This is a genomic window from Ruegeria sp. G7 (assembly GCF_056535465.1).
The window spans coordinates 547,321-567,942 of record NZ_JBQFIL010000002.1 but is presented as its reverse complement, the minus strand read 5'-3'; the positions used below and the strand labels follow the sequence as shown (position 1 = coordinate 567,942).

19 protein-coding genes are annotated in these 20,622 nt (G+C 56.2%); 6 read left to right on the top strand and 13 right to left on the bottom strand.

Annotated features, from left to right (window positions below):
- Positions 1–11: 11 nt before the first annotated feature.
- Entirely contained in the window at positions 12–1,343 is a 1,332-nt protein-coding gene (locus ACR3EN_RS19435; RefSeq protein ID WP_480821285.1) for an MFS transporter, read from the bottom strand.
- 102 nt (positions 1,344–1,445) lie between these two features.
- On the opposite strand from ACR3EN_RS19435, the gene ACR3EN_RS19430 reads away from it, so the two are divergent.
- Positions 1,446–1,604 carry a hypothetical protein gene (locus tag ACR3EN_RS19430; protein WP_480821287.1) on the top strand — a complete coding sequence of 53 codons (159 nt, stop codon included), beginning with the start codon at positions 1,446–1,448 and terminating at the stop codon, positions 1,602–1,604.
- 122 nt (positions 1,605–1,726) lie between these two features.
- On the opposite strand, the gene ACR3EN_RS19425 is transcribed toward ACR3EN_RS19430, so the two are convergent.
- From ACR3EN_RS19425 to ACR3EN_RS19380, 10 genes are all read right to left on the bottom strand, one after another.
- Positions 1,727–2,242 carry a hypothetical protein gene (locus tag ACR3EN_RS19425; RefSeq protein WP_480821289.1) on the bottom strand — a complete coding sequence of 172 codons (516 nt, stop codon included), beginning with the start codon at positions 2,240–2,242 and terminating at the stop codon, positions 1,727–1,729.
- Between the two features lie 267 nt (positions 2,243–2,509).
- A complete protein-coding gene (locus ACR3EN_RS19420) occupies positions 2,510–4,204 on the bottom strand; it encodes an alkaline phosphatase family protein (RefSeq protein WP_480821291.1) in 1,695 nt (564 codons plus the stop codon).
- 239 nt (positions 4,205–4,443) lie between these two features.
- Positions 4,444–5,727, bottom strand: a complete 1,284-nt coding sequence (locus ACR3EN_RS19415) for a hypothetical protein (protein WP_480821293.1) — start codon at positions 5,725–5,727, stop codon at positions 4,444–4,446.
- Positions 5,724–7,253 carry a VWA domain-containing protein gene (locus ACR3EN_RS19410; RefSeq protein WP_480821295.1) on the bottom strand — a complete coding sequence of 510 codons (1,530 nt, stop codon included), beginning with the start codon at positions 7,251–7,253 and terminating at the stop codon, positions 5,724–5,726. Before ACR3EN_RS19410 ends, ACR3EN_RS19415 begins: the two co-directional genes overlap by 4 nt.
- Positions 7,253–8,236, bottom strand: a complete 984-nt coding sequence (locus tag ACR3EN_RS19405; protein WP_480821297.1) for a vWA domain-containing protein — start codon at positions 8,234–8,236, stop codon at positions 7,253–7,255. Before ACR3EN_RS19405 ends, ACR3EN_RS19410 begins: the two co-directional genes overlap by 1 nt.
- 1 nt (position 8,237) lies before the next feature.
- Entirely contained in the window at positions 8,238–8,714 is a 477-nt protein-coding gene (locus tag ACR3EN_RS19400) for a DUF4381 domain-containing protein (protein ID WP_480821299.1), read from the bottom strand.
- Positions 8,711–9,691 (bottom strand): DUF58 domain-containing protein, encoded by a 981-nt coding sequence (locus ACR3EN_RS19395; protein ID WP_480843565.1) that lies wholly within the window; start codon positions 9,689–9,691, stop codon positions 8,711–8,713. Before ACR3EN_RS19395 ends, ACR3EN_RS19400 begins: the two co-directional genes overlap by 4 nt.
- Positions 9,692–9,700: 9 nt before the next feature.
- Complete coding sequence (locus tag ACR3EN_RS19390) at positions 9,701–10,654, bottom strand: AAA family ATPase (RefSeq protein WP_480821303.1); 954 nt, start codon at positions 10,652–10,654, stop codon at positions 9,701–9,703.
- 184 nt (positions 10,655–10,838) lie between these two features.
- Positions 10,839–12,404: an arylsulfatase gene (locus ACR3EN_RS19385; RefSeq protein ID WP_480821344.1), complete on the bottom strand. Its 1,566-nt coding sequence runs from the start codon at positions 12,402–12,404 to the stop codon at positions 10,839–10,841.
- A 528-nt stretch (positions 12,405–12,932) separates the two neighbouring features.
- Positions 12,933–13,643 (bottom strand): winged helix-turn-helix transcriptional regulator, encoded by a 711-nt coding sequence (locus tag ACR3EN_RS19380; protein WP_480821305.1) that lies wholly within the window; start codon positions 13,641–13,643, stop codon positions 12,933–12,935.
- Positions 13,644–13,786: 143 nt separating this feature from the next.
- On the opposite strand from ACR3EN_RS19380, the gene ACR3EN_RS19375 reads away from it, so the two are divergent.
- The 3 genes from ACR3EN_RS19375 to ACR3EN_RS19365 all read left to right on the top strand — a co-directional run bounded on the left by ACR3EN_RS19375 (position 13,787) and on the right by ACR3EN_RS19365 (position 16,092).
- Positions 13,787–14,302 carry an OsmC family protein gene (locus ACR3EN_RS19375; RefSeq protein WP_480821308.1) on the top strand — a complete coding sequence of 172 codons (516 nt, stop codon included), beginning with the start codon at positions 13,787–13,789 and terminating at the stop codon, positions 14,300–14,302.
- A 3-nt stretch (positions 14,303–14,305) separates the two neighbouring features.
- Entirely contained in the window at positions 14,306–15,130 is an 825-nt protein-coding gene (locus ACR3EN_RS19370) for a class I SAM-dependent methyltransferase (protein WP_480821310.1), read from the top strand.
- A 215-nt stretch (positions 15,131–15,345) separates the two neighbouring features.
- Positions 15,346–16,092, top strand: coding sequence for an outer membrane protein (locus tag ACR3EN_RS19365; protein ID WP_480821312.1), 747 nt, complete (start codon positions 15,346–15,348; stop codon positions 16,090–16,092).
- 84 nt (positions 16,093–16,176) lie between these two features.
- Here ACR3EN_RS19365 and ACR3EN_RS19360 read toward each other — a convergent pair whose 3' ends face one another.
- Positions 16,177–16,689, bottom strand: coding sequence for a GFA family protein (locus tag ACR3EN_RS19360; RefSeq protein ID WP_480870489.1), 513 nt, complete (start codon positions 16,687–16,689; stop codon positions 16,177–16,179).
- Between the two features lie 144 nt (positions 16,690–16,833).
- Positions 16,834–17,592, bottom strand: coding sequence for a methanethiol S-methyltransferase (mddA, locus tag ACR3EN_RS19355; RefSeq protein WP_480821316.1), 759 nt, complete (start codon positions 17,590–17,592; stop codon positions 16,834–16,836).
- Positions 17,593–17,774: 182 nt separating this feature from the next.
- Here mddA and ACR3EN_RS19350 point away from each other — a divergent pair, with 182 nt between their 5' ends.
- Entirely contained in the window at positions 17,775–19,325 is a 1,551-nt protein-coding gene (locus tag ACR3EN_RS19350) for a winged helix-turn-helix domain-containing tetratricopeptide repeat protein (RefSeq protein WP_480821318.1), read from the top strand.
- 119 nt (positions 19,326–19,444) lie between these two features.
- A complete protein-coding gene (locus ACR3EN_RS19345; protein WP_480821320.1) occupies positions 19,445–20,482 on the top strand; it encodes a mechanosensitive ion channel family protein in 1,038 nt (345 codons plus the stop codon).
- The last annotated feature ends 140 nt before the right edge of the window (positions 20,483–20,622 follow it).

The following is a 20,622-nucleotide window of genomic DNA, read 5'->3' as shown; positions in this document are numbered from 1 at the left end:
ACTGAAAAAGATCACGACTGCCTGTCTTCAGAATTTGTTCTTGACCCCATCGGATCCGTCACATCCGATGGGGTGCCCAACTCGATCTCGGCTTCAGCAAGCGAAATTGCCTCATCTTCACCAGCAGCAAGTGCGGCAGTTTCAGGCGTAACCACCCTGGCAGGGGCGCTGACCCGGAATGCCGTCTTCTCGTCCTCGGGAACGGCCGACTTAGAGAGAATGCGCCAGATCGTGAACAGGATCATCAGACAATGCGCTACGACGGTTGTCAGAAACAAACCTTGCGGCCCGAGCCCGGCCATCGCCAAACCAGCGATCAACGGCCCGACGATCGAACCTAAGCCGAAAACCATCAAAAGCCCGCCTGAAACCTGGATCGACGTGCCTGGTGGCGCATGGTCATTCGCGTGCGCAACGATGACCGGATACATCGCAAAAATTGCAGCGCCGAATATCCCGACCAAAGCAAGGTTTATGACACGCGACTCTGGCGCAAGAAGGACGAAAGCCAGGTCAGAAGCGAGCGCCACGACCGCTGTAAACAGCAAGACTTTGCGGCGGTCCATTCGATCACTTGCAAATCCAATCGGGATTTGCGCAAAAGCTCCGGCCAAAACCGGAATACTTGCGAACAAGGCAATTGCAGTCAGTGATAACCCCACGCGATCAGCATACACCGCAGCAAGTGTCCCAAATGCTGCATTAGAAATGCCAACAAGAAAGACAGCTGCGACCGCAACGGGTGAGTTTCGCCACAACGCTGGTAGGTCGAGACGCACAGATGTCAGCGGAGCGGGCGATGCCGAAGTTGACAGAGCTGTTGGTATCAGCGCCAAGCAATACACCATCGCGCCAATGGCAAAAAAGATGAAACCCTTTGCATCTCCCAGTGAGATAGCCATCTGACCGGCTGTCACCGCACCCAGATTAACCATCGTGTAGATGCCAAAGACCGTACCACGCGTATTGGGTTCAACCTTGTCGTTGAGCCAAGACTCGACGATCATTGCAGCGCCCGCAAAACAAAAACCTGAAACTGCGCGCGATGGTATCCAGGCCCATGTTTCTACTACCACAGCTTGGAAAAGGATCGTTACGGCAGCGAGAGCGCACATGACGCCGAAGGTGCGAATATGTCCCACTGCTCCAACCAGCCTTGGTGCAACAAGGCATCCAGCTACATATCCGACTGCCCACCCCGTTCCCAAAAGACCCAGTGCACTGGCAGAAAACCCTTCGAAAGAGCCCCGAACCGGAAGTATCAGGCCATGGACCCCACCTGCGAACAGAAGAAGGCCTGATCCAAGAAGTAGTGCCGATATGGGTAGGAGCTGTCGGAACATCGGTTCCAGCCTAATGTCAAACTGGGAAATGAGAAGCTATTTTGATTGCGAACTCGTTTTCGCTTGGATGAACAAAGCTATATGTCCAGTAGGCTGATCGGGATGGAGCGTTATATCGCAACCGGCCTTGGTCAAGGCCAGCTCTGGCTCTTTGTTCAAAATCCTCCTTGGCACCAGATGACCGAAGCTTCGGATATCGATCAGACCAACCCCTGCGAATTCGTCCCTTGGCGCGACCATCTCGGAATGAGCGCAGAGTGACCGGTCGGGCCAAACCATGTATTGCGGGCGAAGACCCGTCGCCCGATTTTAGAACATCAGCTTGAGAGTATAGACACTTCTGTGGGGCCCGTAATCCTGGGCTCTCGAGGCTATGCTGTTCATCAGTGTGTGACGGGTGAAACCTGCTTTATGATACAATCAGAAATCCTTGGTGCTTTCCATAAGACCAAATCATTCGGAGCTTCGTTCTCTATGACCATTGCGACAGCTTTCTTGTCGATTTTGGTCGCAAGGATAATGGGTGTTTTGATCGACCTTCCGTTGTTTCCGATCGCATAGTCCGCAGCCGCATGAAAACTGGTGGTCCAAGACAATCCAACTTCCTTCTGCAAGCTTTGACCACGATACACCGTGATTTCCTTGGGAAGACGATGCCATCCGGTTGTCGGCATCCAACACGATTTCCGTTTTTCGACATCCATTGCATGAACAAACATGGTGTGGTCGATCTTTTGAAAACCACCCCAAAGCCCATGCAGCAATGGCCAAAAATCAGAACTGGAAATCGCGTTCTCCAAGAGCATCTCCACCATCCCATCGGCGCGTTGATCTGCTTCGTAGTGTCTGTTCAAATACATGCTGATGACTTCCACAGCACTTACTGCTTCGGGCCTCATGACCGCTCCTCCACCCTTGTGTCTGCAACTGGTTAGGCACCGCCAACGGTACTGACATCCAATATTGGGCTGAAAGGGTCCGAGCTCATTTGATTTCAAGCCAAATGCTTGCTTAATTTGGTCAAATTATGATGCAAGCTTTCATCTGAATCAGGGTTTGGTTTCGAGGAAAGTGGGCTTTTTAGCCGCGTGACCGATCCAAGCGCGGTGCGCACTGAAAATCAGAACTTCGCAGCAAATACCCCACCGCCACTTCGAACAACGCGCCTAATGGTCTACTACCTCATACAAGACACCCCCAGTCGCGCCCGACGGGGGACGGGTTCCGGCAATTTGTGACAATGTCAGCGCCACATCTATCGTGTGCACAGGCCGCGACACGGTCTCGGCACCTATGTTGAATCCGGCGAATATTATCGGAACATAGGTATCGTAACGCCACGGCGATCCATGGGTCACAGTTACAGAGAGCCCATCCATATCGTTTATGAACCACTCGGGTTGGAAAACGACGTGGATATCGCCAGAACGATCCGGGTTGTAGTTGTTCAGGATGGCTTGTGTCAGTGCATTCTGCGGCAGGGATGCATCGCGCAAGCGGGATGTCGGCACGGCGTAGGCGACCCCTTCAAATGCGACCAGTTCTCGCGAAATGGCTGTCTCCAGCTCGGACTGATCGATATCCGGATTGTTACGAACTGCCTCTGAGAGGGTCAGGTAGGGATGGTCATACCCTTCGAACAAATCACCAGTTATGCCAAAGCGATCCCGGATACGCGCCAGTGCTGGCGCAGCGTCCCATTCGTCAGGCGACACGTTGCCGCCGGGTATTCCAAGCGATGCAAGATAGCCGGGGGCCTCGGGTGCACCGTGATCGGATGACAGCACGATCAGTGTGTTTTCAAGCCCTACCTGATCGTCGACATAGGCAAAAAGGTTGGCCAGAGTGCGATCCAGATGCAGCAGGTTATCCTCGTATTCCAAGCTGGACGGCCCGAAGAAATGCCCGACATAGTCGGCCACGGAGAAGCTGACGCTGAGATAGTCGGTGACTGCATCATCCCCCAGATTTTCAGCGTCAATAAGCGTTTTGGCAAAGTCGGCTGTGATGTGATCCCCAAACGGGCTCAGCGTCAGAAGTGTCGTAAAAAACTTGTCATCCACGGTTCCCAGCGGGTGCGGAAATGTACGACCGAAATCAGCAAAATCCGGTTCCCATTCCTGATCATCCTTCGCTCCAAACAGGTAGGTTTCGATGGGCTGCAACAATTGCCAGGTCTGGCCGCTAAAGCTCTGCGGCAGTTGCTGTGCATTCCAATCCTCAACCCAACTTGGATAGGCGTCATAATAGTAGCTGCTGGTCACAAACTGGCCGACGGCCTTGGAAAACCAGAAGGCCTTCCCCCCGTGCCCTGCCATGGCAACAGCAGCCCGGTCTTTGATCGAGACGCCGAACACCTTGCTCTGCCCGGCCGTGCTGATGATCAATTCATCACCAAAGGTCGAGGTCAGGATCGCGCGTGGTGAGCGGCCATCGCTGTTTGCGGCGCGTTGTGTGGGGTCGATTTCGGTCGCGTCATCGACATCCGCTCCACTGGTCAAAATCGAATAGTCGGGGTCCTCAATGTTATAGACCGTGCGTCCGGCAGCACGATCATACCAGAGGTTGCCGACCATGCCATGCGCTGCCGGGTTTGCACCAGTTGCCAGAGTTGTGTGGCCTACAATGGTTTCCGTGTTCGCATGGGTATGATGTGCGTTTCGATAATATGTGCCTTGTTCCATCAGATAGCGAAAACCACCTTCACCGAACTGATCCTGATGGCGCAGGATCAAGTCTCCACGCAGCTGGTCAACGGTTATCTGCAGAATGAGCTTTGGCCTTTCTTCCGCCCCGGCCGAGAAGGGCGAGACAACAAGCGTTACGCAGGCCATAGCGATGGATAGGAGATTCTGTTTCATCGGGTTCCCTCTGCGTTTCATAATACGGCCCTCCGCCCGCTCCAGCTCTGGGAGCGGCCAGTCTAATGCGGTCCGGCTTCCGGGATAACACCGCATCCGGATAGACATGATCCCACTGTTCTCGGGATACATCCCAGACCACGCCGTAGGGCTCCGCTTCTTGTTCAGGCTGTTGTAGGACCATACCAGATGTCGCAAGACAAAGCCCGAAAGCCGTGGAAGCCAAGGTAAACGGATCATCAAATTCTCCTGCCGGAATAGCTTGCGGGATTGAGCGGTGGAAGTGCGTTCGGAGAACCTGCACAAGGTGCCTTGCGACGATATCGCCGGAGCGCGGCCTCCAACTCGGGCCAGGAGGCGGCGTTAGGGCCGACTTTTGACGGGCCGAACAGTTCCGCGCCGATGCGGTCTAGGGCGGCGCGGATCGCAGCATCTTGCAGCGGATCGTCATGGGACAACCGCTCACACCAAACGTCCATCGCTTTGATAACTGCATCATAATCCCGGCCACGTATGGCGTTGGACAATGCCGTTCTCGCATAGGCTTCAGAGGCCAAAATACGCGCATGGCGTTCGGCTCGGCTGCGCCTCCAGTATGACAAGAGCCGTTTCCGGACAATCAGGAGGGCGGAAAGAAGCGCCAAAAGCACCACGACAGCCAGAACTACCATTCGCAAGGCCCTCTCAGAGAGATCGCGTTTGACGGGCGCATCCACGACCAGCGAAATGGCGTCTAAGGTCGCGGTTTCTACTTCCCCGGTCTCCAGATTGAACCACTCCAAGGTAATGCTATCTGCTTGGTCGTTTCCACCGGTCTGCGCGAGATACGTGACCTGTTCAACGCGTGTTCCGCTTAAAGACCCGCGCGTTTCTGTTTCGGTCAGAACGGGCTCGGAAGGGTACGTGGCGATCCCTTCGATCGGTGGCGTAGGAATGAGTGACGGCAGGAACATGGGCGATGTCCCTTCGACCATAGCTGTAACAGTTCGCGTAACACTGTCGCCTGGTTCGAGCGGTTCCTGATCCCTCGAAACGTCTTGGGTCAGCGTCAAACTGGTGGCTCCGATAAAAGGGGACAGTCCTTCTGCACCTTCCGGCAGTACGCCTGTGATCATGACCGGATCGATGCCAATACGGTCTTCGCGTGGGGCGTTTGTTTCAGGATCGGCCCAAGTTACGACCAATTCCTGCGAAGGGACCTCAATGCGACCGGGCACCATCGGCATGATCCGATATCGGCGACTGACGCCGGACCATGTCTCGCCATCTACGGCTTGGCTAATGGGGTTGGTGGCCCGCTCGGGGAGCCGAACGTTTAGATTCGGGGCCTCAAAACTGGGAAACAAAACGGGCTTGGTCATCCATGTCGGAACCAGAACCGTGATACGCAGGTCTGCGGCCTGCCCTGGTATGACTTGTTCAGAGTCCAGCGCGACAGTCACCTGAGGTTCGAGGGCGTTCTGAGCCGCGGCATGCTGGTTCGCCGTCAGCGCGAGTAAGCATATGATCAGTGCACGTATCAATTGGTGTTCACCTCGAACTGGAACCGCAGGCGCAGGAAATCGCCGGTGCTTGTGTCGACGGTATTCATCCATTGCTCGGTGCTCAGGATTGCAGCTTCTCCTTTTGGTTGCGGGTCGGTTTGCGTGTCCGTTCCACGCGCGTCTTCGTTATCGAAAACAACATCATCCGCCCCTATTCCGGTGTCTTCACCCGTGTCTGATGCTTCTCTTGCGTCTTCTACATAGGCCACGATCTCTTTCGCGGTTTGCAGGTTCTGCGCAGCACCGGGAAAGTTCGGATCCCGCTCAAGCGTCGTCTCAAATGCGCGCACGCCGTCCCGGTATTGGCGGTTCTTGATATGGGCCAACCCTTGCGTGAAAGAGGCCTCGGGCGTGTCGAGCTGCTGCAAAGTATTGACGGCATCTTCATACCGGCCCGCACGATACTGTGCATGTCCTTTCCAAAGCGGGTCAGAAAACGCGTCCGCCGCCTTTGGAAACTGATTGTTCTGAAAGGCACGGTATCCTTGTTGATCGGGCGTCAGAAACCAATCCACCACACCATCCGCGTGCGCCTGCGCGGGCAGATGTACGGTGACCAGAAAGGCCAGTGCCCGCGCAGACCACCGCATCGTCCAACCCTTTCGGAACCAGATGAGCGCCAGAAAAACGGCAGGAAAAGCCAGCCACCAACCGCGATCTTCCCAAGGCTGCTCACTATTTTGCAATGTGGCCCGGCGGTAATCCGTGTTCAATATACGGTCCAAACGGGTGATATCCGATGCATCCGGTGTTGCCCGAACGACGGGTAGGCTCAGTGCATCCAGACCTCTGTCACCGATCGCGTCCGGTAACATTGCCAGCACAGCAACCGTAGCCCGCTCGGTGGTATTGAGCTGATCTGCCTCTGCCGGACTTACGCCATCAGTAACAAACAAGACGCCCCCCGATTGTTCCGAGGCCAGCAAATCAAGCGACAAATCCAATGCCTCTAGGATATCGGAGCCATCTTTCGGCATGACTTGCGGTGCCAACCCCTCGAGATAGGGCAACATGACTTGCGGGTCCTCGGTGAACGGCAAGACGCGGTGCGCCGTGCCCGAATACGCGACCAGCGCCGTCCGACCACCGGCTCGGAGGTCCAACAAGTCCCGGATTTTGAACTTCGCACGCTCCAGACGGTCGGGTGACAGGTCTGTTGTGGTCATCGATGGCGCGACTTCCAGCGCGATGACAAGCGGCACCGTTTGCGCCAGAAACGGATCCACCTGTCGCGTCCAGGTCGGGCCTGCCGCGCCCGTGATCATCAGCATCAGAAGCAGCGCGGTGTGATCAATCGGCAGGTGTTTTCTGCGCGCCGTCGCCCCCACCGTCAGCGCCTTTCGCAGGTGGGGTGCAATTTGGTCTGACACCGGATCCGTTCGCACAAAAGCACGACGATTCAGCCACCACATGATGGCCAATGGCAGGATTAATATCAGCCATAGCGGCCGAATAAAGTGAAACGCTTCGACAAAGAGGGTGAGTTCGGTCGCGATCTGCTCCATTACACCATGCTCCGCCTGCCGTGCCGGAGTGTCAGGTACGCCAGTGTGAGCACGCCCAACAAGGACGCCAATCCCAACACGTAGGACGCAAGTTGCGTGCGCGGGCGATACGAAATCTGTTCCACCAGCCGAGGGGCCAGTTCGTCGATGCGGTCGTAAACCGCCGTGAGCGCTTCGGTATCCGATGCAAAAAACGCGCTGCCCCCCGTTCGTGCAGCGATATCCGACAAAGCCTGCGCATCAACGCGGTTTTCGCCTGACGCGTTGGGGTCCCCCACGGCGATGGTATGGATCTCAACGCCCCGCTCGCGGGCAATTTCAGATGCGTTGAGCGGGCTCATACGACTGCCTGTGTCACTGCCGTCAGACAGCAGAATCATGAGGCGCTGTTCCACCTCGCTGATCTCGAAGGTTCTGATCCCCAGTCCGATTGCATCGCCGATGACGGTGTTCGGTCCGGCCATTCCAACTTCGGTCTGGCCGACCAGTTCGCTGATCGTCTCCAGATCTTCGGTCAGGGGCGCTTGAAGAAATGCGCGGGTTCCAAAAACGATCAGCGCAATCCTGTCGCCGTCGCGTTGGGCAACGAAATCCTGAACGACCTGTTTCACGGCTGCCAGTCTTTGCGCGCGGGTTCCATCCGGCATTTCGAAATCCACAGTGTCCATCGAACCCGAGATATCAAGAGCCAGAACAACATCCCTTGCAGAGCGGGTGATTTCGATCGGCGCACCCAGATGTTCGGGCCGCGCCAATGCCAGCACAAGGAGGATCCAGATGGCGATGGCCGAGGTCATCTGTAACCGGGTTCTACGCAATACCACGGCTCCGGCTGCGGGCGTGGTTTCCGCAGCTGCGACGATCATTCGAAAGAATGGAAACCGAAGCGCTGGCACCTTTTCCTTACGTGCTGGAAGGAACCGCCAGATGAACCACGGAAGGGGCAACATAAGCAAAGCATAGGGGAAACCCAACCCGATCACCTTAGTCCTCCCGCTTGTGGTTCCGAACCCAGTTTTTCGCAGCTTCCAGCAAACCGGCGTCTGTGGGCGGGGCGTTTGTATAGGGGGCGTGCGATATAGCCTTCCCGCCGCCTTCGGTGAAAACGGTTGTTCCTCCGGTACGGTCAAGAAACCCAAGCCAGTCCTGCCCGCTGATGCCAGCGACGCCTTTGCGCGGGAATGCCACCAAAGCGCACCGCCTGAGAATTTCGGCGATGGCCGCCGGGTCCGAACGGGCAGCATCAAGCGCAGCCAACGCGTCACGGCGGTAAGCGTTGGCCCGATAGTGCGCGCGCCACCGCTGGAAAAAATAGATCGCCAACCCCAAAACCATGACCATCAGAACGCCCCAACCCCAGGTCTGGGGCATCATTGACACAGCAGGTGGTTCTTGAGGCGGGACGAGTTGCTCGATCAAATCGAGCAGCGTTACAGGCGCGATATCAGCAGTTTCGTTCATCTTACCGGAATGCCCATCAATCGACGCATTTGTTGTAGGCTGTCTTGCGCGGACGACAGCGGTAGGACAGGCACGCCCAAGGTGCGGCTCCAATCCAGAACACCGGCAATTCTACCGCGCGCCATCTCGGCAAGATTGCGATGCACAGTCTTTTCACCCGTATCGATTTCGGCCTGCAGCTCTCCGTTTGAAATGGTCAACTTCAAGCCCCGGGGAAGTTCGTCGGCAATCGGATCCGTTACCAGTCCCAGAACAAGATCATTGTGGCGTGCCAGCCCCCGGACCAGTTTACGGGTCGTGTCATCGACAATATCGAAGTCCGACAAAACGATGATCAGGTGGTCACGCGAGGCGATCCGATTGACCGAAGCGAGTACGCGATTCAAGCCAACAGGCGTGACATCCGGGGCATACGCGCGCAGCAAGGCGTTTGCCGATGCTATGGCCTGCAGGAACCGGTTCAGGGCAGACTGGCTACGCTGAGGCCGGATTTCCGCAATGATCTCATCTCCGAATACGATCCCGCCGACCCGATCCCCTTGGTCGAGTATGCGAAACGCCGCCAATGCCGCACATTCGGCGGCCGTGACGGATTTCATGTTCAGGGAGGAGCCGAAGAACATCGACATCCGCTGATCAACCACGATCAAGGCCGGGCGATCCCTTTCTTCGGTAAACACACGCACATAAGGTTTCCCCATGCGCGCCGTCACCTTCCAGTCGATCGAGCGAACGTCATCCGCCGGCAGGTATCCACGCAGCTCTTCAAACGCGAGCCCGCGGCCCCGCATGAGAGAGGCATGGCGACCATTCAGCACACTGTTCGACGGCTGGCGCGGCAAAAAGTTGAGGGACCGTGCCTGCCCCTGAAGCCCGCGCAGATGCGCCAGATCGACCGACACCCGCGTGTCCTTTTCCGTGGGCGCCGCGTGTTTGGGAGCGAGTCCAGCCCTGATGCGTGCTGCCCTGTCAAACATCACGTGCCATCATGTCAGAGCAACCTGCGCCAGCAGTTCCTCAACAACTTGATCTGGCGTTACCCCCTCCCCCTGTGCTTCATAGCTCAGACCCAGTCGGTGGCGAAAGACATTGGCCGCCACAGCGCGTACATCCTGAGGATCCACATAATCGCGACCTTTCAGCCAGGCATGGGTACGTCCACATTTGTCGAGCGCCAGAGAGGCGCGCGGGCTTGCCCCCAGTTCGATCCAGCGCGATAGACTGTCCCCATAGTCGGTCGGTGTGCGGGTCGCTGCAACCAGATCGACCATGTACCGTTCCATCGCGTCTGAAACGTGGATATCGGATATCTCGCTGCGTGCGGCAAAAACCAAATCCTGCGTCATCGTGGGTTTGGCCGCCTTTGCCGCGGGCTTGGAGTTAGTCACCTCGGCCTCTTCGTTGCGCACAAGGCGGATCACCTGAACTTCGTCTTCCGGCGGCGGATAATCCACCAGAACATGCATCAAAAATCGGTCCATCTGCGCCTCGGGCAGAGGGTATGTTCCTTCTTGCTCGACCGGGTTCTGGGTTGCCATCACCATAAATAACGGGGGCATCTTGTGGGTTGTACCAGCAACGGTCACCTGCCGTTCTTCCATTGCTTCCAGCAATGCGGCCTGCACCTTGGCCGGTGCGCGGTTTATCTCATCAGCCAAAACAATATTGGCAAAAATCGGCCCGGGCTCAAACCTGAATTCAGATCCTTCGCTGGTCTGATAGTAAACCTCGGTGCCGGTGACGTCGGATGGCAACAGGTCAGGGGTGAACTGAATACGGCTGAAATCACTTTCCAGATTCTTGGCCAAGGACTTGACCGCGCGCGTCTTTGCCAGTCCCGGCATACCTTCGATCAACAGATTGCCGTTCGCCAGCAGACCAATCACCAGTCTTTCGATCACATCCCTTTGCCCGATGATCGAGTCGCCCATGAGGGACATCAGATTTTCTACAGCTGTTCGCGCATCCGTCACCGCAATATTCCAAATCAAGCTACAACTCCGTTCACCGACACCCGAAGGTGCCGGTGAAGTGTTTTGTCAAAGACTGCTTCCGCCTTCATAGTCATCCCGACGCCGCTTCAGTTCGCGCTTGCGGTTTCGCGTAGCATCCGCAGCGCTTGTCCTACGGCGTGCCGGGGACCTCGGTCAGGGTTTGCATGACCTGATCCAGACTGAAGCTCGCCGCTTTCTGACGCGGGGGATATTCCTGGAAAGTCTCAAGGAACTGCGCCACATAGGCTTGCGCAGGCACCAGCAGATAGGCCCGGTCGATCAGCCAGTCGTAGTAGGTGTTCGACGTGCGATAGCTGCGCTCATAGGGATCGCGCCGCAGGTTGAAGATAAGTGGCACACGCAGCTCGGTCCACGGCTCGGCCCATGCGCGGAAGGTCGAGTAAGCTTCCTGCTCCAGAAAAATCAGTTTCCAGTCTTCGTAGCGCAGCGCTGTCAGGTCGCCATCGTCCGAGAAATAGAAAATCTCTTTCCGGGGACCCTCTTCCTCTTCTCCCAACAGGTGCGGAAGGAAGTTATAGCCGTCCAGATGCACGCGATAATCGCGCCCACCGCCAACCTCGGCGACTGTTACACCTTCCAGCAATTGCTCTTTGATGTCGGGGTTCCCGGCAGCGGCCAGATAGGTCGGCAACCAATCCATATGGTGCATGATCTCGTTCGAGACGGACCCTTCCGAAATCTTGCCCGGCCAGCGCACCATCGACGGCACGCGCCAGCCACCTTCCCAATTCGTGTTCTTCTCACCAAAGAAAGGCGTCATCGCGGCGTCTGGCCACGTATTCATATGCGGGCCATTGTCCGTGGAATAATGTACGATGGTATTGTCGGCGATGCCAAGTTCGTCCAGCAGTTCAAGAAACTGCCCGATATGCAGATCGTGTTCGATCATGCCAGCAGTGTATTCATCCACATTCTTGCCCGCGATCGAATTCGCGCGCTGCCATTTTTCATCCGCAACATGGGTGCGGAAGTGCATCCGGGTGCCGGACCACCAGACAAACCACGGAACGCCTTCCGCTTCTTTGCGTTTGATGAAGTCGATGGCGGCCGCGACGGTTTCATCGTCCACCGTTTCCATACGCTTTTTGGTCAGCGGGCCAGTATCTTCGATCGGGCCATCGACGGACGACTTGATCACACCACGCGGCCCAAAGGCTTCACGGAAGGTTCGCCCGTCTGCCAGCACGGCATCGCCCGGATAGTCGATGTTCTCGGGCTCTTCCTCGGCGTTGAGGTGGTAGAGATTGCCGAAGAACTCGTCAAAGCCGTGGTTTGTCGGCAGATGCTCGTCTCGGTCGCCCAGGTGGTTCTTGCCGAACTGACCCGTGGCATAGCCCTGCGCCTTCAGCAGACCCGCAATCGTCGGGTCTTCTTCCCGCATTCCCAACTCTGCACCCGGAAGACCAACCTTGGACAGGCCGGTGCGGAAGACCGACTGACCCATGATGTAAGAGGACCGGCCCGCAGTACAGGATTGCTCGCCATAATAGTCAGTGAAGATCATCCCTTCGTCGGCGATCCGATCAATATTGGGTGTTTGATACCCCATCAGCCCCATCGTGTAGGCACTGATATTCGACTGACCAACATCATCGCCCCAAATGACCAGAATATTGGGCTTATCGTCCTGGGCCGAGGCAGCGGCGGACAGCGCCAAAAGCGCCGTCGCGGCCATCGCCTTCAGCCGTAATATCTTACGATGTAGCAATTTCTTCACTCCCTTGTTTGTTGTTATTGAAAACAGACGTTCCTGCGCGCGCTTCTTAGTCACCATTGTTCCCTATGAATTCTAACGCAAGCCTTGACTGGCGATTTAGCCAAATTCACTAACATTACGGCAGGCGTTAGGGAAATTTACTCTAGGAATTGCAGACATTTAGACCACCGCAGGACCTGATCAGCCCCTCTTTCTATTGAGTCGGGAATCGTCCGCCGAACTATGATGCCCCAAGCCGGTTTGATGGGTGAACCGCAGCCGCGCCTATCCCGCACTGGGAACACGCGACCTTTGCGCATGCCAGGGTTCCCGAGCGGGAATTCATGGCGTGATCGCCCACCATTTGACATTACAATTACACACTATTTCCCCCCTTTCTTGCCAACTGGCGTCCAAGTCCCAATTCGCCGTCAGAGCTTGGATTCTTTGTTCCCATTTGTGTTTCAAACGCCAGCAGGCACCCCATCAGCCAAACAGTGTGGCGCATCATTGAGCACCAACAAGCCTATCGATTTCCTGATCGCGGGCATAGGAGCTGAGGATCAGCCATTGGTCGATCGTTTTGGCCAGCGCTGTTTCACCAATTAGGGTTATGCGTTCGGCCGAAATCTCATGCGCCAGCCTCGAATATCCGAAATACGCTGAAACCAGTGCATCGAACTCAGCGGTGATGAACAAATCCACGTCAAAGCCGGGATCAAGGAAACACACATCGACATCAAATCCAGGACGGCACATGATCCAGAAGTCGCGCTGATCCGCAGCCTGTTCCGGGAATGTCAGTTTCATCACCACACGCCGGTTCGGCAACGCCGTGCAGTCAATACTCAGGCGCAGGTTCCACACAAAAGCCGACGGTTGCGTCTTGCAGCTATGATCCTGAACCGAGGTATTGCGATAGGCCCATTTACCCAAGTCTGTTATGATGGGGTCAAGCTCGATCGCCGCATTGGTACGGATATAATCGATGGTGCCATTGGCAGGGTTTTCGACCCTTCGAACCAGACCCTGCGATTGAAGGGTTTTCAACCTTTTTGCCAGCAGCGTCGGAGAAATCCCGGGAATTCCGCGGCGGATATCGTTGAACCGTGTCGAGCCCCAGCGCAATTCTGTCAGGATGTGGATCGTCCATCGCGGCTGCAGAACCTCGCAGGCCATGTTGATCGGACAGAAAAGCATGTTGTTTTGCTTCGGCATGGCACGCCTCCTCGCGTGCTAAGTCTATTCAGGCTTACCCTTTCGATCCAGTCCATTTTCTGTACCGGGTTCGATCCTTTTTGTACTCTGGCCAGCGTTTCAAGGGCACCTGAAGATGAGAAGCAATCAACGGGGGACTTGAAATGGCAATTGCATCCGACATCGCAAACGCGCTGGAACGCAACCGGCGCGCTTTTGTCCACAAACCGATTGCCGCGCGGCAAAGCACACATACACGCGCGACCTCGGAAATCGGCTTTCTGACAACCTGCCGTGAAGACGGTTCAGTACTGACATGCGATATGCCGGCCATAATGGGTGGAACGGGTCAGGCGCCTACGCCGGGCGTGTTTGGACGCGCCTGTCTCAGCGCATGCATCGTCATGGGCCTGCGCATCGCGGCAGAGCGGAACGGTGTCCCAGTGTCCGAGATAGCTGTGGATCTGACCATGGATTGGGACAATCGCGGAATGTTTGGAATGGACGGCGTTACGGCTGGCCCCGAAAACATCCAGCTCAAGATCACGCTGACCAGCACCGCGACCAAAGCAGAGCTTGGCGAAGTTGTTGCCGAAGGGCTTCGGAATGACCCGTGGCTGATCGCATTGCAGGATCCGCATTCTGTTCAGGTTGATTTGCAGATCGCGCAGGAGGGCTAAGGGATGGATGCCAAACTACAGCTTAGGATTCAGCGCTATGGCTGGGACGCGGCAGCACCCTACTATCACGCTGACTGGTCGGATCCGTTGCGACCTGCGCAGGATACGCTGCTTAAGATGGCCAATCTGCAATCCGGTCAGGCCGTTCTGGAAACAGCATGTGGGACCGGAATGGTAACGCTGCGCGCTGCACGCGCAGTTGGTCCGACGGGTCGGGTTTTTGCGACGGACCTGTCCGAAGAAATGACACGCCAGGTCATACAGCATTGCGATGCACAGAATATCGCGAATGTCTCGGTCGCCAGAATGGGTACGGAAGACCTGCATGTCGAAGACGACAGCTTTGATGCAGCCATTTGCGCGCTGGGGCTGATGTATGTGCCTGACCCCCGAAAAGCCCTCACCGAAATGGCGCGGACCGTTCGCCCCGGTGGCAAAGTGACCGCGACCATCTGGGGAGAACGCAAGAATTGCCGCTGGGCCGAGATTTTCCCGATTGTAGACGCGCGGGTTGCCTCGGAAGTGTGTCCCATGTTCTTCGCTTCAGGGGCTCCGGGGGCACTGTGGAAAGATTTCGAAGCAGCAGGTCTGACGGATATCCGCGAAACGCGCCAGAACGAAACACTGAACTTCATCAACGCCGCCGACCTGAGCCGCGCCATGATGTTGGGTGGCCCTGTGGCAATGGCCGTCAAACGCTTTGACGACGTTACAATGGCTGATGTCAGGCGCGAATTTCTGAACTCGGTCGCGTTTTTCCGGACCACTGCAGGTGGCTATGCCATTCCGGGAGAGTTTGTCACGGTCTGCGCAACTGTCCCTGATTAGTCCGCGACCCTCAATCAGATGGGATTGCTTTTAAGTGTCTCGTAACATTTATCATCTTGCGCCAGATGCAGACCTTATGTGAAAATTTGGTTTTACATCCAGCCGATTTCTCAGCAGCATGTGAAACACACAAGAAACAACGCGGTCCAAAAGACACAGCGGCCACGCGTGAGTTATTCGCGACTTTGGCCCAACAAAACTATGAGAGGGGCACCATGGATTTCAAGTGGGCAATCAAAACACTGTGCCTGAGTTGCACCGCAATTTCGGCGACATCCACTGCAGCACAAGCTGACGACTGGACCGCCGAGGCTACGATCTATCTGTTCACTCCGGATACAGAAATCTCTCTGCAAACACCTCAGGGAACGTTGGAAGGTAGTCTGAGCTTCTCAGATGCCCTGAGCAACCTCGATTTGGCTTTTTTTGGCGCGTTTTCCGTATCCAATGGCCGGTGGAGCATTCTCGGAGACTATAACTTTACGGACCTCTCTTTCAGCAACAGCACACCCGGGCCCGCTTTTTCAGATCTTGAGACTTCGGACAGAACACAATTCTTCAGCGGCTATCTCGCATATCAGGTATATGAGAGCGATAAGGTCAAAATTGACGCGGCCGGTGGCTTCAGATGGTTCCGGACAGAGACAGAACTGACCCTGACCGCAGGTGCAGCGCCTAGTGTCTCATTCAGCGCCAATGACAACTGGATTGATCCCCTCGTCGCGGCGCGCCTGCGTTACACGTTCTCGGACAAATGGGCCGCGACAGGATTTGTGGATTACGGCGGGTTCAGAAGCGGAAGCGAAACATGGCAGATATTGGCAACAGCCGACTATGCCATCAACGAAAAATGGCTGCTCCGAGGTGGGTTTCGCTATATCGCATTCGAGCACGAGATCAACGGGAACGACTTTGAGTTCGACCAGTCAGGACCTGTCTTTGGAGCAACATACAGGTTTTGATCTAAGCCCTGCCCCGGGCTAAATTGCCAGGGCTTCAAGAGGTGAAACAGGTCCTGTGCCGTAGTATGGGTTTCGGCGGATCAATCAAGACACTTGGCTTCGGAGATTTGGAGTTATGTGAGCGCGTGAAAGACGTTCCATACTCTCTGCCGACCAGACTTGTTTGAGATCGTAGAAGGCTCCGAAAGACGGCACTCCTGTTTTTAGAATCGCGTGGGGCTGTTTGTTGTCGGTATGAATATAGACATCGGGCGGAAGGTGGTGCGGCTGGTCCAAAGTGCCCGCGCGGATGAACAGAATGGGGGCCGGCACGCGTTTGGCGAACCGCAGGTATTCGCTCCAGACCGCGACGTGGCAGTTTGCACAGCGAGATATCCTCTGCCCGCTGCCGGATGGGGTTTCGGCGATATCCTCGATGATATTGCCGGACAACAGCCGGACATAGCCGTCTTCGATCAACGCATTGACGGCATGTGTGCTGCCGGTTTGTCGCTGGCACCTCCGACAATGGCACCCATGCACGATCAAGGGTGAGGCCAACAGCCGATACCGAACCTCACCGCAATCGCAGCCGCCTTCCAGCTTTTCGTTGAGCATGGTCAATCCTCCTGCATTCGGGTTTAAGATGCCGAGCGGTTTCGACTATGCTGCCAAAACGCGCCACTGTTTGCCGCTGCTGGCCGACCCGTGAAGGGCCAGAATGACGTGAAGATCCCGTTTCATCGCTCAAACTCCACGCGTTCAGGTCGCCGGGGATTGCAGCGCATTGCGGGCAATCGGGACCAAGCGAGGGATCAGCATCGGCACCATTTTCTGATAGGCGCGATAGGTGTCGCCGAATTCACGCACCAGAGACCGTTCCTCGAACCACAAGCCGATCAGAACATAGGTGGTCATCGCTCCGGCAAAGATCAGATGGCCAACCGTCATATGCGGCGTGCCGAAGAACACCAGAATGACGCCCAACTGCATCGGGTGGCGCACAAATCGGTACAGCATCGGCGTGCGAAACTGCGGTGCGGGCATGGGTTTTTCGGTATTTGCCGACCAGATCTGGCGCAGACCGAACAGTTCGAAATGATCGATCAGGAAAGTCGAAAGCAGAACCAGCCCGACACCCGTGGCGCAAACCGCATAAGCCAGCCATGCGTAAACGCCCTCGACCTGCCAGATCGTTGCCGGGATCGGTTGCCACTGCCACAGGGCGAGGCCCAGAAACAGCGCCGATTGTAGAACAAAACTGCTGCGTTCGGCCTCGGCCGGGACGATCGTGGTCCACCAGCGTTTGAACTGGTCCCGCGCCATCAGGCTGTGGAAAAAGCCAAACAGAAAGATCAAGCCCAGATTGACCATAACGGCCAAGCCAACCGGGCCGGGTGTGCCGCTGTTGATGGTTTTGGGCACCGGAAGATCCAGTAGAAACGCGATCATGTAAAGGAAAACAACGTTGAAAAGGAGGTAGGCGGCAATGCCATAAAGGATCAGGCCGGGGCGTTTCATTTCGGGCTCCTGTGACGAAGTAAGCTACACACGACCCGCAAAACCAAAGGCGGGTCAGTGAAGGCTTACTTCGGTGTCAGCCGTGTCGCTTGAAGGTTGCCTGAGGGTTTCCTGAAGATTGCCGGGATAATCGCGAACCACAGGTTTGTGTTGGCCGCAAAGATCAGGCTAATAAAGACGCAATGGTTTATGAGTTTGACGCGTACCGGCTGAATACCGCGCTTTTGGAGCTGTCCGGCCCAGACGGCCCAATCGCTTTGGAGCCGAAATGCCTTGCCCTTTTGCAATTCCTGATCCGCAACCGGGACCGCGCCGTGTCCAAAGACCAGATCTTTGAGGCCATCTGGCCCGACCTGATCGTAACCGAGGCCTCGCTTTCAACCGCCATCCGCCAAATCCGGCGGGTCATCGGTGATGACGGAAAGCGTCAGGCGATCATTCGCACCGTCCGGGGCCACGGCTTTCGGTTTGTGGCCGACGTGACCGAGGCCAATACCACGTCCAGAGATATTTCGCAGCCCGACACAAACAGCATCACCGGTCCTGCGCAAAAGCCGACGCTGGCGATACGTCCCTTCCAGCTGATCGGCGGAGATGCCGCTCAGATCGCAATTGCCGAAGCCATCCCGGCCGAGCTGATCGCGACCCTGTCCCGGCTGCGCTGGATCAACGTGATCGCGCGTGGCTCCAGCTTTCGGTTCGCGGGACCCGAAACCGATCTGACCGACATGGGGTCGCAACTGGCCGCGCAGTTCGTTGCCTCGGGCCTTGTGGAGGTGCAGGGCACCCGGCTTGCCATCTATACCGAACTGTCGGATGCACGCTCTGGCCAAGTGATCTGGAGCGACCGCGTGACTGGAGCCATTGCGGATGTGTACGACATGCGCGCCCGTATCGCGCGTGACCTTGCCATGGCACTGGAACTGCGCCTGCCGGTGCACGAGGCTGACCGTCTGACGCACATTCCTTCGGAAAACCTTGATGCCTGGGGGCATTACCACCTCGGGATACGGCATATGTACCGGTATAACCGCACTGATAACGAGATTGCGGCTAGTCACTTTCGCACTGCCATTGCACAGGATCCAGGCTTTGCCCGCGCCCATTGCGGGCTGTCCTATACCGAGTTCCAGAACGCATTTCAGCATTTCGCGACAGATACAGGCCTGCACGCCAGATTGGCGTTGGGACATGCCGAAGATGCCCTGCAACTGGACCCGTTGGACCCGTTCTGCAACCTGATCTACGGGCGCGCAAAATGGTTGCTGGGAGACGCCGAGCAAGGGTTGGTCTGGGTGGACCGCTCCCTTGATCTGAACCCCAACTATGCATTCGGCTACTACAACAACGCCACGCTGAACACCGTGCTATGCAACGGTCAAACTGCGGATCAAAACGTGGAGACGGCGCTAAGGCTCAGCCCCTTGGACCCGCATCTTCAATCCATGTACGGCACGCGCGCATTGGCGGCATTTGTCTCGGGCGATCTGACCGCGGCCAGCGCCTATGCCGAGCACGCCCTGAGCGCACCCAACCCGCATCTCTATGTCTTCATGATCGGCGCGGTCGTGCACGCAGAAGCCGGGAATGCGGATAAGGCCCAAAACTGCGTCGAGGCCATCCGCGCCAGGAACGTCCCCTTTGGCAAGCGCGAGTTCCTGACCCATTTCAACCTGCGTCAGGCAGATCGGCTGCAGGCGCTTACATCGTCGCTCAATAAGTTGTCGTTATAAACGTGATCCTGCCGAAAGGACTTCGGAAAGTCTGCCAGAACAAATGGCATGGTGGTCGAGATAGACTTAATCCGCTACATCTGCTCAATAGCTGACAGTTTGGGTTGAGGACGAAATATATGCTTGATGGCGCGTTGAGTATCGAAGCTCTTCGGCTTGGGGTGCTCATCTCGGCCGCTTTGATTTGGTTGCTCGCGCGCAACCGGAATTTCTTTCTGCGAAGACTGTCCAACTATCCGATACTCAGCGGAATTTGTGACGCGCTCATCGTGGTTTTGATTGGCTATTCGCTGCAAGGCCTACTTTTTCTTTTAGGCGCGCTACCCCGCATGTCCAATTGGGCTTCCACGACAGAAATCGCCGGTCGATTGGCGGTTCATTTAGGATATGCCTGGGGCGTGGCGCGCCTGGTTGAATCATTGATCCGAAAGCGTCGGAGCCATTCCGAGGAATGGCGTCTACCGGGGTTGGCTTGGATCGGCCTCTACACCTTGTTTGCTCTGTTGGGCATCCTCAGCTTTCTTGTTGCGGAAGGTAATGCGCTTACCGAATTGTTCGTATGGACAGGGGCAACGGCCGCCGTTCTTGCATTTGTGATGCAACAAACACTTGGGGATCTGTTTTCCGGTTTTGCGCTGACAATCGAACGCCCCTTTGACATTGGTGATTGGCTTCGGCTTGAAGATGGCACGGAAGGACAAGTGCAGGATATCAACTGGCGCGCGACGCATCTGCGAAAATGGGACAAAACCGAATTCGTGATCCCGAATGGACAGCTTGCCAATCAGAGCTTTACCAACCTGAGGGGAAACAGACACCCTTTTGCGCCCTGGTACACCGTGAAGGTTGCAGGCGATCACGCGCCGGAAGATGTTATCGCGCTCATTCGAAAAGCAGTTTACCGATGCAACATACCACTTCCTTCGCCAGAACCAGTTGTCCGGTTGATGTCGGCGGACAGCACGCCCTACACATATATGATCTGGGTACATTTTGCCGACTACCCAACAATGTTTGCAGGCCGAGACGAACTTTATCGCGAGGTCGACTCCCAACTTCGCAATGCAGGCATAACGATCTCAGCTCAAATCCATGACCTACGGCATAGCAACTCCAAAGGTGCTATATCCAGATTTGTCGACGAAACTGACCGTTGAGCGGCTCTCGGCCCGCTCTTACCCTCTGGATACGATTGTTAGGACATGACAAGTCGCCGATGTATCGGAACGGCAATTTTTTCCGCGGGCAGAGATGTGTCGCAAACTTTAGGGTCGAATTGGCGTCTATTTGGGATCTG

Coding starts and splice junctions, on each gene's coding strand:
- ACR3EN_RS19395 (WP_480843565.1), bottom strand. CDS start 9,691: ATGTTTGACAGGGCAGCACGCATCAGGGCTGGACTCGCTCCCAAACAC.
- ACR3EN_RS19380 (WP_480821305.1), bottom strand. CDS start 13,643: ATGCCGAAGCAAAACAACATGCTTTTCTGTCCGATCAACATGGCCTGC.
- ACR3EN_RS19435 (WP_480821285.1), bottom strand. CDS start 1,343: ATGTTCCGACAGCTCCTACCCATATCGGCACTACTTCTTGGATCAGGC.
- ACR3EN_RS19360 (WP_480870489.1), bottom strand. CDS start 16,689: ATGCTCAACGAAAAGCTGGAAGGCGGCTGCGATTGCGGTGAGGTTCGG.
- ACR3EN_RS19390 (WP_480821303.1), bottom strand. CDS start 10,654: ATGTCCCTCATGGGCGACTCGATCATCGGGCAAAGGGATGTGATCGAA.
- ACR3EN_RS19375 (WP_480821308.1), top strand. CDS start 13,787: ATGGCAATTGCATCCGACATCGCAAACGCGCTGGAACGCAACCGGCGC.
- ACR3EN_RS19370 (WP_480821310.1), top strand. CDS start 14,306: ATGGATGCCAAACTACAGCTTAGGATTCAGCGCTATGGCTGGGACGCG.
- ACR3EN_RS19420 (WP_480821291.1), bottom strand. CDS start 4,204: ATGAAACAGAATCTCCTATCCATCGCTATGGCCTGCGTAACGCTTGTT.
- ACR3EN_RS19410 (WP_480821295.1), bottom strand. CDS start 7,253: ATGGAGCAGATCGCGACCGAACTCACCCTCTTTGTCGAAGCGTTTCAC.
- ACR3EN_RS19430 (WP_480821287.1), top strand. CDS start 1,446: ATGGAGCGTTATATCGCAACCGGCCTTGGTCAAGGCCAGCTCTGGCTC.
- ACR3EN_RS19350 (WP_480821318.1), top strand. CDS start 17,775: ATGGTTTATGAGTTTGACGCGTACCGGCTGAATACCGCGCTTTTGGAG.
- ACR3EN_RS19365 (WP_480821312.1), top strand. CDS start 15,346: ATGGATTTCAAGTGGGCAATCAAAACACTGTGCCTGAGTTGCACCGCA.
- ACR3EN_RS19425 (WP_480821289.1), bottom strand. CDS start 2,242: ATGAGGCCCGAAGCAGTAAGTGCTGTGGAAGTCATCAGCATGTATTTG.
- ACR3EN_RS19385 (WP_480821344.1), bottom strand. CDS start 12,404: ATGGCCGCGACGGCGCTTTTGGCGCTGTCCGCCGCTGCCTCGGCCCAG.
- ACR3EN_RS19400 (WP_480821299.1), bottom strand. CDS start 8,714: ATGAACGAAACTGCTGATATCGCGCCTGTAACGCTGCTCGATTTGATC.
- mddA (WP_480821316.1), bottom strand. CDS start 17,592: ATGAAACGCCCCGGCCTGATCCTTTATGGCATTGCCGCCTACCTCCTT.
- ACR3EN_RS19345 (WP_480821320.1), top strand. CDS start 19,445: ATGCTTGATGGCGCGTTGAGTATCGAAGCTCTTCGGCTTGGGGTGCTC.